We start from the raw sequence: 12,694 nt of genomic DNA on the forward strand, positions 1-12,694 counted from the left end.
CGGATCCTTCGATCGACTGGGATGTTCAGCACGTGCGTTTCCTCAATGACCTGAAGCCGCCGTACGACCTGACGTACGACGATGTGTTCATGGTGCCGAGCCGCTCCGCGGTCGGTTCCCGTCAGGGTGTCGACCTGTCCTCGCCCGACGGAACCGGCACCACCATTCCCCTCGTCGTGGCCAACATGACCGCCATCGCGGGCCGCCGGATGGCCGAGACGGTCGCCCGCCGCGGCGGAATCGTCGTCATCCCGCAGGACATCCCGATCGAGGTCGTCACCGACGTCATCTCCTGGGTGAAGACCCGCCACCACGTGCTCGACACCCCGATCACGCTGGCGCCCACCCAGACGGTCGCCGACGCGCTGTCCCTGCTACCCAAGCGCGCCCACGGCGCCGGCGTCGTCGTCGACGACGAGGGCCGCCCGGTCGGCGTCGTCACCGAGCACGACCTGACCGGTGTCGACCGATTCACCCAGCTCTCCGAGGTCATGTCGAAGGAGCTGCTGCTCATCGACGCCGACATCGACCCCCGCGAGGCCTTCAACCAGCTCGACGCCGGCCACCGCAAGCTGGCCCCGGCCGTCGACAAGGACGGCAAGCTCGTCGGCATCCTCACCCGCAAGGGCGCCCTGCGCGCGACGCTCTACACCCCGGCCACCGACGCGAACGGCAAGCTGCGCATCGCGGCCGCCGTCGGCATCAACGGTGACTTCGTGGCCAAGGCCAAGCAGCTGCTCGACGCGGGCGTGGACACGCTCGTCATCGACACGGCGCACGGCCACCAGGAGTCGATGATCAACGCGATCAAGGCCATCCGCGCCCTGGACCCGCAGGTCCCGATCGTGGCGGGCAACATCGTCGCCGCCGAGGGCGTCAAGGACCTCATCGAAGCCGGCGCGGACATCATCAAGGTCGGTGTGGGCCCCGGCGCCATGTGCACCACCCGCATGATGACCGGCGTGGGCCGCCCGCAGTTCTCCGCGGTGCTGGAGTGCGCGGCCGAGGCGAAGAAGTACGGCAAGCACGTGTGGGCCGACGGTGGCGTCCGGCACCCGCGCGACGTGGCGATGGCGCTGGCCGCCGGTGCGTCCAACGTGATGATCGGCTCCTGGTTCGCCGGTACGTACGAGTCCCCGGGCGACCTCCAGCAGTCCGCCGAGGGCCGTCTCTACAAGGAGTCCTTCGGCATGGCCTCCGCCCGCGCGGTGCAGAACCGCACGAGCGAGGAGTCGGCCTACGACCGCGCCCGCAAGGGCCTGTTCGAGGAGGGCATCTCCACCTCGCGCATGTTCCTGGACCCGGCCCGCCCGGGCGTCGAGGACCTGATCGACTCGATCATCGCGGGCGTCCGCTCCTCGTGCACGTACGCCGGTGCCGGCTCCCTCGCTGAGTTCGAGGAGAAGGCCGTGGTCGGCATCCAGTCCGCCGCCGGTTACGCCGAGGGCAAGCCGCTGCACGCCAGCTGGAGCTAGACCGTCCCGTCCCGTGGCCCCGGCCGTCCCTTCGCGGACGGCCGGGGCCACGTGCGTTCCCGGGCGCGTCACCGCTGCCGGGGCTCCGCCCCGGACCCGCGCAGCGGCACCCGCCGGCCGCGACGCGCCGGTCACAGGGCGTCACGCCGGCGGAGCTCAGAGCGGCGGAGGCCGCTGTCCGGGCGGTGAACTATGCACGCCCACGCGGTACTTCGGAATGCGCAGGGTGACCTTCATGCCGGCGCCGACCCCCGTCTCCATCACCGGACCGTACTCGTCCCCGTACACCTGCCGGATCCGCTCGTCGACATTGGGCAACCCGATCCCCGAGGAACCGCCGTGCTCCCCGGCCAGGATCCGGCGCAGCAGCGCCGGATCCATCCCGACCCCGTTGTCCTCCACCGTGATCACCGCCTCCGCACCCGCGTCCCGCGCCGTGATCGTGATCCGGCACTGCGCGGTGGAGTCCTCCAGCCCGTGCTTCACGGCGTTCTCCACCAGCGGCTGCAGACACAGGAAGGGCAGCGCCACCGGCAGCACCTCCGGCGCCACCTGCAAGGTCACCTTCAGCCGGTCGCCGAACCGGGCACCGGCCAGCGCCAGATACTGCTGCACCGAGCGCAACTCGTCGGCCAGCGTCGTGAAATCACCGTGCCGCCGGAAGGAGTACCGGGTGAAGTCCGCGAACTCCAGCAACAGCTCCCGGGCCCGCTCCGGATCCGTCCGGACGAACGAGGCGATCGCGGCCAGGGAGTTGAAGATGAAATGCGGGGAGATCTGCGCCCGCAGCGCCTTGATCTCCGCCTCCATCAGCCGGGTCCGCGACCGGTCCAGCTCGGACAGTTCCAACTGCACCGACACCCACCGCGCGACCTCCGTCGCCGCCCGCACCAGCACCGCCGACTCGCGCGAGCCGTACGCCACCAGTGCACCCAGCACCCCGTCCTCGCCGGTCAGCGGGGCCACCACCGCCCACTTCAGCGGACAGTCGGGCCGCTGGCACTCGGTCCGCACGCTCTGGCTGCGCCCCGACGCCAGCATCACCGCCACCCGGGCCATCGCCCGCCGCTGGTGGTGGTCGGCGCCCGGCCCGTCCCAGGCCAGCACCGACTCCCGGTCGGTGAGGCACAGCGCCTCCGTCCCCAGCAGCGACCGCAGCCGCCGGGCCGCCTTGCGGGCGGCGTCCTCGGTCAGCCCGGCGCGCAGCGGGGGAGCGGCCAGCGAAGCCGTGTGCAGGGTGTGGAAGGTGGCCCGCTCCACCGGGGTCCCCAGGTCCATCCCGGCCGCCCGCTCCCCGCGGCGGGCGTGCCACCGGCCCGCCGCCCAGCCCGCACCCAGCAGCAGCACCGCACCGGCCACCGCCAGCAACACCAGAACCGCCGGCGCCACCCCGGTCACCGGGGACCCCCCGCCCGCTCCCCGGCCACGACCTCCGGCAGGTGCAGCCGGGCCAGGGTGGCCGCCGTCCCCGCCGGGATCCGCGACCGGGTGGCCAGCGACACCACCACCATCGTCAGGAACCCGAGCGGCACCGACCACGCCGCCGGCCACGCGAGCAGCGTGTGCGTCCAGCCCGGCGGCGCCAGATCGGCCCGGGTCGCCAGCACCGCGCCCAGCGCCGCCCCGCCGCCCGTGACCAGCCCGGCCACCGCACCCGGCGGAGTCAGCCCGCGCCACCAGATGCCCAGGACCAGCAGCGGACAGAACGAGGACGCCGACACGGCGAAGGCCAGGCCCACCGCGTCCGCCACCGGCACCTGAGTCGCCGCCACGCTCCCGGCCAGCGGCACCACGATCGCCACGACCGCCGCCGCGCGGAAGCTGCGCACCCCGCGCGCCGGCAGCACGTCCTGGTGCAGCACCCCCGCCACCGCCATCGTCAGCCCCGAGGCCGTCGACAGGAACGCCGCGAAGGCACCCCCGGCCAGCAGCGCCCCCAACAGATCGCCGAGCACCCCGCCGAGCATCCGCCCGGGCAGCACCAGCACCGCCGCGTCCGCGTCGCCGGTCAGGGCGAGCTCCGGGGTGTAGATCCGGCCCAGCGCCCCGTAGACCGGCGGCAGCAGGTAGAAGACGCCGACCAGCGCGAGCACGATCAGCGTGGTGCGCCGCGCGGTCCGCCCGTCGGGGCTGGTGTAGAACCGCACCGCGACGTGCGGCAGGCCCATCGTGCCGAGGAACGTCGCCAGGATCAGCCCGTACGTGGCGTACAGCCGGTGCGCGCGCAGCCCGCCGGAGGTCGCCGCCGTCCAGGTGGACACACCGGGCCGCGCCTCGGCCCGGGTCTCCGGAACGGGCGCGCCGGGGGCGAACTCCAGCCGCGCGCGGGCCCGTACGGAATGCTCACCGGCGGCCAGGGTCACCGGCGCCGACACGTAGCCGTGCCCGTCGACCTGCCCGGTCACCGTCACCGTCAGCGGATGCGCCACCGACAGCCGCACGTCCTGCGCGACCGTCACCGCGGTGTGCTCCCGGAAGACGGCCGGTGCGTCGAAGGTGGCCCGCGGCGCGCCGTCCCCGGCCCACGCCGCGATCAGGAAGAAGGCCGGCACCAGCAGGGCCGTGAGCTTCAGCCAGTACTGGAAGGCCTGGACGAAGGTGACCGAGCGCATCCCGCCGCACGCCACCGCCACCGTCACCACGAACGCGACGACCAGCCCACCGACCCAGTGCGGGGCCCCGGTCAGGATCCCCAGCGTCAGCCCGGCCCCCTGCAACTGCGGCAGCAGGTACAGCCAGCCGACCCCGAGCACGAACAGCACCGCGATCCGGCGCACCACCAGCGACTCCAGCCGCGCCTGCGCGAAGTCGGGCAGCGTGTACGCGCCCGAGCGGCGCAGCGGGGCCGCCACCAGCACGAGCAGCACCACGTACCCGGCGGTGTAGCCCACCGGGTACCAGAGCATCTCGGGCCCCTGGAGCAGCACCAGCCCCGCCACCCCGAGGAACGACGCGGCGGACAGGTACTCGCCGCTGATGGCCGCCGCGTTCAGGCGGGGCCCCACCGTGCGCGAGGCGACGTAGAAGTCGGATGTGGTCCGGGACATCCGCAGGCCCAGCGCGCCGACCAGAACCGTGACGAGGACGACGACGGCGACCGCGGTCAGCGCGTACGTCTGGTTCACCGGGCGGTCCTTCGGCAGGGGAGGGGTGTCCGGAGTCTATGCACGCCCCCTGACCGGGCGACAGGCTCGATTCGGACCCACCGGACCCGTCGGATCCGCCCAGCCGGACCGGCCCGTCAGAGCGCCGGGTCGCGGTGCTCCGCGCAGTCGCGCAGGGCGATCTCCAACTCCACGTACGACTCCTCCGCGCGCCGGAACGCCAGCGTCAGGGCCGCCTCCGCACGCGGCGGAACCTGCTCGCGGACCCCCTCGCGGGCCTCGTACAGGATGTCGGCCCAGCGGGCGGCCGCACTGCGCAACCGAGCCAGCAGCGCTTCGGCCTCGGCGGGCCCGGCCGGCCGGGCCCGGGGCAGCCCGCTCAGGGTGTCGACCAGCGCCTGGATCTCGGACATCGCGCTCCTCCCGCGCCGGAAGATCCACGATACGAGAGGGGCGACGGCCCCGAGGGCCGATCGGCGCGGCGGTGCGGCCGACGGCTCCGGCGGATCGCCGTACGTCCCTCCCGGCGCGACGAACGGCGCCCCCGAGCGCCGGACGGTCGGGCGCGAACGGCCCGACGACAGCCGGGGAACGGCCGGGGAACGGTCGGGGATCGGCCGGTTTCAGCCGGTCGCCTGCCGCATCAGCAGATCCCGCAGCTCCCGCGCGTGCCTGCGGCTCACCTGGAGCTCCGCCGCCCCCACCCGGACACTGGTGGTCCCGGCCTCCAGCCGGAGCTCGTCGATCCGCGAGAGCGCCACCAGATGGCGGCGGTGGATCCGTACGAACCCGCGCGCCGCCCAGCGCTCCTCCAGCGTGGACACGGGGATCCGGACCAGGTGGCTGCCCTCGTCGGTGTGCAGCCGGGCGTAGTCGCCCTGCGCCTCGACGTAGGAGATGTCCGCGATCGCCACGAAGCGGGTGACCCCGCCCAGTTCGACGGCGATCTGGTCCGGTGTGCGGTCGGCGACGGTGACCTCGGCCACCGGCCGGCGCGGCGCCGCCGCGGCCGGGGCGCCCGACACCGGGGCATCGGCGCCCGCCGGCGCAGCCGGACCCTCCTCGAACCGGCCCAGCTGCTCGCAGGCCCGCCGGACGGCCTCGGCCAGCCGCTCCGGGCGCACGGGCTTGAGCACGTAGTCCACGGCCTTCAGGTCGAAGGCCTGTACGGCGAAACCCTCGTGGGCGGTGACGAACACGATCAGCGGCGGCCGCGCGAAGCCGGCCAGCAGCCGCGCGACGTCCAGCCCGGTCAGCCCGGCCATGTGGATGTCCAGGAACACCACGTCGATGCCGTCGGCCCCGTCCGGGCCGGACTCCAGCGCCCGGGTGACCCGGCGCAGGGCCTCGGTGGCGTCCGAGGCGCCCTCCGCACTGCGCACCCGGGGGTCCGAGCGCAGCAGGTAGAGGAGTTCCTCCAGGAGCGGCTTCTCGTCGTCGACGGCCAGTACGCGCAGCATGCGGCCGAGTCTAGAGACGACCGGGCCGCGGCGGAACGCCGAAGGGGCGCGGCCCCCGCCCAGGGGGGAGGTGGGCGAGGGCCGCGCGAACGGGGTGGGGGGAGGGAGGGGATCGGTGGGTGGTGGGGGAGGGACGGGGACAGGGGCTACTGGACGGTGATCAGCTTGCCGTCCGGGGACACGGCGTACCAAGTGCCGCCCACGCCCTGGCCGTTGACGTCACCCGGCTTCTTGTCGCCGGAGAAGGTGTAGACGGGCCAGCAGTCGACGCTCTGCTGCTTCTGGCCGTCGGGGCGGTTGAGCACCGTGTAGTTCTTCTCGACGATCCCCTTGTCCTTGGCCTTCTCCACCGGCGCGACGACCGGCCACTTGGTCAGGCAGTCGCCCACGCACTTGGAGGTCATCGGCCACTGGGTGTCCGGCTTGAACCGGTAGACGGTCATGCCCTTGCCGTCGACGATGTGGTCGCCCAGCTTGGGGTCCTTGGCCACCGAGAGCTTCCCGTCGGCTTCGGCGGCGCCGCCCGCGGCCGGGGGCGCCGCCTCGGCGGGCGGCGCCCCCTCGGCGGGCGGCGCCCCCTCGGCCGGCGCCGCCTTCGCGGCCTTCTTGCCGTCCGCAGCGAGGGCGAACCACACCCCGCCGACGCCCTGCCCGTTGACGTCGCCCGCCTTGGTGTCCTTGCTGTAGCGGTAGGCGGGCCAGCCGCCCACCGTCAGCTGCTTGCTGCCGTCGGTGCGCACCACTTCGCCCAGCAGCGACGCGTCCATGCCGGCGGCGGCGGTGACGTCACCGGCGGCGACCACCGGCCAGGTCTTCTCGCAGTCCCCGTCACAGTTGGACTTCGGCGGCTTGGCCGTGTCCTTGTCGAAGCGGTAGAGGGTCATTCCGGCGCTGTCGGTGAGGACGGGCCCGACCTTGTCGTTGGAGGTGATCGCCAGTTGCCCGGCCGGCTTGGCGCCCGAGGCGCCCGCAGCACCCTCGGCACCCGCAGCGCCGTCGGAGCCGTAGGCGGCGTCCGAGGCCTTCCCGGTGTCCTGGGCGGCAGCGGCGGCCCCGACCGGCTTGGTCGTGTCCGCGGCCTTGTCGTCGGCGGGGCCGCAGGCCGTCGCCGCCAGGACGACGACGATCGCGGCCGCGGCCAGGGTGGTTCCGCGCTTGATGCCCATTTTGATCTCTCCCACTCGTGGTGTCCTTCGCGTCCGCCACCGTGATGGCGTCAACTCTGCCCAGGACACGCCGCGATGGCAGGGAACTGTTCAACTCGTCCGGTGTGGGCTGTTTCACTCACCCCACGCCGAACCCGGAGCGCCGCAGGGCCGTGGCCACAGCGAGGCCGAGCACCTGGTGTCCGCTGTCGTTGGGGTGCAGCCCGTCCGCCAGGTGCTCGGGACCGAGCAGGTCCCGGCCCGGCAGCACGGCGAGCCGGTCGTCCCCCGCGGCCATCCGGTCCCGGGCCGCGCGCTCCATCGCGTGCCGCAGGGCGCCGAGGGTGGCGCCGAGCTTGTTCGGGGTGCGCTCGGCGTCGGGCCGCAGGACGGGGGAGACCAGCAGGATCGGGGTCCGCGGGTGCCCCTGGCGGACCAGTTCGAGGAACGCGCGGGTGGTTTCGTACAGCAGGGGAGACGAAAAGGGCACCCGGGACCAGCAGTTGGTGCCGAAGGCGAGCGTCAGGACGTCGGCGGGCAGGCCCGCGAGCTGTTCGGCGGTGGTCAGCTCACCGCGCGCGGCGCCCGCGTAGCCGAGGTTGACGGTGTCCCAACCGAGGGCCCGGCCGGTGACGGCGGGCCAGCCGTGCGCGGGGCGGGTGGACCACCAGCCCTCGGTGATGGAGTCGCCGTGCACCACCCAGCGCGGTGCGGGCGGCGCCGGGGCGAGCGGGCCGCCGATCCCGCGCAGCCCGAGGATCAGCGGGGACTGGGTTTCCGGCGGGTGGATGGTGAAGGGGCCGGTGCCGCCGCCCAGGTCGATCCGTACGACGGCCTCCGCGGCCGGTTCGGTGAACACCTCGGTGACCACCCCGTGCCGGTCCCACAGCGCGAAGCCGTGCGCGAGGTCGCGCAGCGCGTCGGTGGGGCCGGGCACGGTCGCCCGGTAGCGGACCTCCACCGAACGCGCGGTCTCGGTGGTGAATTCGAGCCGGACGCCGATGGGCAGGGTGGAGCGCTCGCCGGTGTCCCAGGGCAGCCGCATGGTGTCGGTCGGATCGGCGCGGACCGGCCGCCCCCGGTCCAGCCAGGCGACCCCGCGCAGGAAGGGCAGCGCGTCCTGCCAGGGCGCCGGCTCGTCGGGGTGGCGCTGCAGCCCTGCCGACCAGGTCGGTCCCGTCGAACCGGTCGGCAGTCCTGGACCGTCCGGCCCCGCTGCCCCCGCTGCCCCCGCTGCCCCCGCTGGTCCTGCTGCCCCCGCTGGTCCTGCTGGTCTCACCGGTCGCCTCCGATCGTCGGGTACGGGAACCTCGCGCCGACCCCGCGGTCCACCCCGACCGCCCGCCCCGCGACGAACGAGGACGGCGGCGAGGCCGGGACGTACGGGGCGGCCGCGCTGCCCGCGGTCTCGGCGACCCGGCCCGGCAGGGCGTCCTCCGCGTTGCGTCACCGCCCCCCGGTGCCCGGCGGGGCGGTGACCCGCGGGGGCCGCACCACCCCCACTGCCACCGCGTTCACCCGTACCCCGCTCGAGCCCGGTTCCACCGCCGCGGAGCGGACCAATGCCATCGGGGCGGCCCCGGCGGTCCGGACGGGGCTCCGGGGGGCCGATCTCCGTGGAGCACGCCCGGATCCACGGCGGCACGCTGCGGCAGATCTGATGAAGTGTCAAGAGAGGGGGTCCGCGGCGACCTGCGCAGCGATCGATCATCCCTACGCAACAAACGACTGTCAGTGACTGATCCGCGCAATGATCGTGCGCCAATGTGCAAGGATGGTCCATTACGGGCGGTATCACTCAGCTCGTAGGCTCACTCGCTGTACGTGGAGTGGCGCGGATCGCCTGCTCGGCGGTCCCCCATGAGCAGACCCTTCTTTCGTCGGGCCCTGCCCTGCTCCGGATCGTCGCGGTCGACGCCTCCCCTGACCTCCCCGATCCGCAGTGACAAGGAGTCCCCTCGTGCTCGACCACGGCCAGGCGCCACCGCTCGCTACCGAGGCCAAGAGGCCCGTCAACCCGCTGCTCCGCCGCAAGCCGGTGGAGCAGTTGGTCGCCGAGGGCGGCCAGGGTGAGGGCGGCGCGCTCAAGCGTTCGCTCACCATGTGGCAGCTGACCATGATCAGCATCGGCGCGACCCTGGGCACCGGCATCTTCGTCGTCCTCGGCGAAGCCACCCCGATCGCCGGCCCGGCCGTCTTCATCGCCTTCATCGTCGCGGGCCTGACCGCGCTCTTTTCGGCGCTCTCCTACGCCGAGCTCGCGGGCTCCATCCCCGTCTCGGGCTCCTCCTACTCCTACGCCTACGCCACCATGGGCGAGCTCATAGCCTGGGTCTGCGGCTGGTGCCTGGTCCTCGAGTACGGCGTCTCCGTCGCGGCCGTCGCCGTCGGCTGGGGCCAGTACCTCAACGAGCTGCTCGACGGCACCCTCGGCTTCACCATCCCGGAGGGCTTCTCCGCCCCGCTGGGCGAGGGCGGCTACATCAACCTCCCCGCCCTCGTCGTGGTGCTCCTGTGCATGGTCTTCCTGCTCCGCGGAGCCAAGGAGAGCGCCCGGATCAACACGATCATGGTCGCCGTCAAGATCGTGACGCTGGCCGTCTTCATCGTCATCGGCTTCATGGGCATCAAGGCCGGGAACTACACCCCGCTGGCCCCGCTCGGCGTCACCGCCATCAGCACCGCCGCATCGATGCTCTTCTTCTCGTACATCGGCTTCGACGCCGCCTCCACCGCCGGTGAGGAAGCCAAGAACCCGAAGAAGGACCTGCCCCGCGCGATCATGCTCTCGCTGCTGATCGTCACCGTGATCTACTGCCTCGTCGCCCTGGTCGCCGTCGGCGCCATGCCGTGGCAGGAGTTCGAGGGCAGCGAGGCCGCCCTGGCCCAGATCATGGAGAACGTCACCGGACACTCCTTCTGGAGCGTTATCCTCGCCGCCGGTGCCGTCGTCGCCATCGCCAGCGTCGTCTTCGCCGTCCTCTACGGCCAGACCCGCATCCTCTTCGCCATGTCCCGCGACGGCCTGATGCCGAAGGCCTTCGCCAAGGTCGACGAGAAGACCGGCACCCCGAAGGTCAACACGATCATCGTCTGCCTCTTCTGCGGACTGCTCGCCGCCTTCATCCCGCTGGGTGAACTGGCGAACGCCACCAGCATCGGCACCCTCTTCGCCTTCGGCCTGGTCAACATCGCCGTCGTCATCCTGCGCTACACCCGCCCGGAGATGAACCGCACCTTCAAGGTCGCGCTCTTCCCGGTCACCCCGATCCTGGGCTTCATCTTCTGCGCCTACCTGATGACGGAGCTGCCCGGAATCACCTGGCTGGTCTTCGGTGGCTGGATGGCCGTCGGGCTCGTGATCTACTTCTTCTACGGCATGCGCCGCTCCAGCCTGGCCACTGTGGCCGCCACGGCCGCCTCGGCCGCGGAGGTCGCTGAATAGAAGTGATTCACCCCCCGTGCGACTGAACGATCTCGACGAACGCATCGTGCACGCCCTCGCCGAGGACGCCCGCCGCTCCTACGCGGACATCGGCTCCGAGGTCGGGCTCTCCGCGCCCGCCGTCAAGCGGCGCGTGGACCGGCTGCGCGCCGAAGGCGCCATCACGGGCTTCACCGTCCGCGTGGACCCGGCCGCCATGGGCTGGGAGACCGAGGGCTTCATCGAGATCTACTGTCGGCACAACACCTCGCCGGACGACATCCGGCGAGGACTGGAGCGATACCCCGAGGTGGTGTCCGCGTCGACCGTCACCGGCGACGCGGACGCCCTCGTTCAGGTCTTCGCCTCCGACATGCGCCACTTCGAACGGGTCCTGGAACGCATCGCGGGCGAGCCGTTCGTGGAACGCACCAAGTCGGTGCTCGTCCTCTCCCCGCTCCTGCGCCGCTTCACCTCGGGCGCGCCCGCGTAACGCTCCGCGGCGGGCCGGGAGCGGGGCGGGGCCGGGGCGGTCACGCCTCCGGAGTGCGCAAACCCAGGAAGAGCGGGCTGCGGCGCAGGGCGAAGCCCATCGACTCGTAGAGCCGCACGGCCCCGGTGTTGGCCGCCGCCGCGTGCAGGAACGGGAGCTCCCCGCGCCCGCGGACCTCCGCCGCGACCGCGCGTATCAGCCCGGCCGCCAGGCCCCGGCCCCGGTGGTCCGGGTGGGTGCACACCGCGCTGATCTCCGACCAGCCCGCCGGCCGCATCCGCTCCCCGGCCATCGCGACCAGCCGGCCCTCGTGACGTATCCCGAGGTACGTGCCCAGCTCGACCGTCCGGTCCAGGAGCGGGCCCGGCTTGGTCAGCGCCACCAGCTCCAGCATCTCCGGTACGTCATCGAGCCCCAGCACGACCGCCTCCGGCGCCGCCCCGGCCCGTACCGTCCGCCCGTCCAGCTGCACCCCCGGAACCGTCACCAGCGTGTGCCACCCCGGCGGCGGGGTCAGCAACCCCGTCACCCAGACCTCCTGCCCGGGGCCGGCCAGTACGGCCAGATCCGCCCACGCCCGCGGGTCCCCGGGATCGGCGAGCGCCGAGAACGGGGACGTGTCCGGCGCGTAGCGGGCCGCCAGACCAGCGGGACCGAACTCGGCGAAACCGCGGTGCGGCCCGGTCAGCGCGGCCCAGACCGGATTGTCGAGTACCTCGTCGAGCACTTCACTGCCGCACAGCGTGCCGCTCTCGGGGGACATGGGTGCAGGACTCCTTCAGCGGGGCGACGGCGTCCGGCTGGTGACCGCCTTCTTGACGGCCCCGGGCGCCGCCACGAGACTCGGGGGACGGCCATGACGGACAACGCCCGCCACCGGAAGCCTAACCAGCACCGGACGCGGGCGACCGAGGACGAGGACGGGGGTGGGCGGCGGTGGACACGGCCCGGACGGCGGACACGGACACGCGGGCCCGGACCCTCCGGCGCTGCTGGCTCACCCGACGCCTGCACATCGACCTCCTGCGGGTGTGCAGCGCTTTCGGCCCGCTCGGCTGACCCCCTCAGAGACGAGTGACCCGGACCGGGCGCGCGCCCCGCGCCGCCCGGGGCCCAGCCGTGTTGTCCTCCACGCCAGGAGAGTCATGTCGCACACCGTCCTGCCCCGCACTCCGCTGCCCCTCACCCCGCTGCCCCGCACCGGCCCGGCGCCCGCCCCGCGGGGCCGCATCGGAGCCGGTTTCTCCCCCGTACCGCACCGCTACCACCTCTACCTCCGCGCCGACTGTCTCCCCTCGCAGCAGGTCACCGCCGCCCTCGCCGCGCTGGGCCTGACCCGCTCCATCGCCGTCACCGTCCTCGGTACGGAGCCCGGGGCGGCCGGGTACACCGCGCTGCGGCTGGCCTACGAGGCCACCGGCCACCACTTCGACGGCGCCCTGACCGTCCCGGCCCTCGTCGACTCCTGGAGCGGCCGCGTAGTCTCCGACCACACCCCCGACATCCTCGACGACCTGCGCTTCCTGGCCGCCCACCCCGCCTTCCGCGCGGGTTCGTAGCAAGGGGCACAGCAGGCGCCGCAACAGGGGCCGT

Annotated in this window: 11 protein-coding genes; 4 read left to right on the forward strand and 7 right to left on the reverse strand. The window is 73.2% G+C overall.

All coding sequences use genetic code 11. From position 1 onward, the window contains the following. Positions 1-32: 32 nt before the first annotated feature. The gene (locus OG207_RS34595; protein ID WP_329104114.1) at positions 33-1,475 is read left to right on the forward strand and encodes a GuaB1 family IMP dehydrogenase-related protein; all 1,443 of its coding nucleotides are present in this window, start codon (positions 33-35) and stop codon (positions 1,473-1,475) included. A 156-nt stretch (positions 1,476-1,631) separates the two neighbouring features. Here the strand turns inward: OG207_RS34595 and OG207_RS34600 are convergent, their stop codons facing one another. From OG207_RS34600 to OG207_RS34625, 6 genes are all read right to left on the reverse strand, one after another. Next, positions 1,632-2,873 (reverse strand): sensor histidine kinase, encoded by a 1,242-nt coding sequence (locus tag OG207_RS34600; protein ID WP_329104116.1) that lies wholly within the window; start codon positions 2,871-2,873, stop codon positions 1,632-1,634. Next, positions 2,870-4,600 carry a sodium/solute symporter gene (locus OG207_RS34605; protein WP_329104118.1) on the reverse strand — a complete coding sequence of 577 codons (1,731 nt, stop codon included), beginning with the start codon at positions 4,598-4,600 and terminating at the stop codon, positions 2,870-2,872. Before OG207_RS34605 ends, OG207_RS34600 begins: the two co-directional genes overlap by 4 nt. A gap of 116 nt (positions 4,601-4,716) precedes the next feature. Beyond that, the gene (locus OG207_RS34610) at positions 4,717-4,992 is read right to left on the reverse strand and encodes a hypothetical protein (RefSeq protein ID WP_329104120.1); all 276 of its coding nucleotides are present in this window, start codon (positions 4,990-4,992) and stop codon (positions 4,717-4,719) included. A 210-nt stretch (positions 4,993-5,202) separates the two neighbouring features. Then, positions 5,203-6,039 (reverse strand): LytR/AlgR family response regulator transcription factor, encoded by an 837-nt coding sequence (locus tag OG207_RS34615; RefSeq protein ID WP_329104122.1) that lies wholly within the window; start codon positions 6,037-6,039, stop codon positions 5,203-5,205. Between the two features lie 146 nt (positions 6,040-6,185). Beyond that, a complete protein-coding gene (locus OG207_RS34620; protein WP_402696848.1) occupies positions 6,186-7,205 on the reverse strand; it encodes an SCO0930 family lipoprotein in 1,020 nt (339 codons plus the stop codon). Between the two features lie 118 nt (positions 7,206-7,323). Beyond that, complete coding sequence (locus OG207_RS34625) at positions 7,324-8,340, reverse strand: GDSL-type esterase/lipase family protein (RefSeq protein WP_329108108.1); 1,017 nt, start codon at positions 8,338-8,340, stop codon at positions 7,324-7,326. 804 nt (positions 8,341-9,144) lie between these two features. Between OG207_RS34625 and OG207_RS34630 the strand changes: the two genes are divergently transcribed. Both OG207_RS34630 and OG207_RS34635 read left to right on the forward strand, forming a co-directional pair. Beyond that, entirely contained in the window at positions 9,145-10,629 is a 1,485-nt protein-coding gene (locus OG207_RS34630; protein ID WP_329104126.1) for an amino acid permease, read from the forward strand. A gap of 16 nt (positions 10,630-10,645) precedes the next feature. Next, complete coding sequence (locus OG207_RS34635; RefSeq protein ID WP_007262967.1) at positions 10,646-11,101, forward strand: Lrp/AsnC family transcriptional regulator; 456 nt, start codon at positions 10,646-10,648, stop codon at positions 11,099-11,101. A 40-nt stretch (positions 11,102-11,141) separates the two neighbouring features. On the opposite strand, the gene OG207_RS34640 is transcribed toward OG207_RS34635, so the two are convergent. Then, on the reverse strand, positions 11,142-11,864 hold the full coding sequence (locus OG207_RS34640) for a GNAT family N-acetyltransferase (RefSeq protein WP_329104128.1): 723 nt from the start codon (positions 11,862-11,864) through the stop codon (positions 11,142-11,144). A 382-nt stretch (positions 11,865-12,246) separates the two neighbouring features. Between OG207_RS34640 and OG207_RS34645 the strand changes: the two genes are divergently transcribed. After that, the gene (locus OG207_RS34645) at positions 12,247-12,660 is read left to right on the forward strand and encodes a hypothetical protein (RefSeq protein ID WP_329104129.1); all 414 of its coding nucleotides are present in this window, start codon (positions 12,247-12,249) and stop codon (positions 12,658-12,660) included. Positions 12,661-12,694 lie beyond the last annotated feature (34 nt).

Origin of the sequence: Streptomyces sp. NBC_01439, from assembly GCF_036227605.1 — a bacterium.
Taxonomy (GTDB): Bacteria; Actinomycetota; Actinomycetes; order Streptomycetales; family Streptomycetaceae; genus Streptomyces.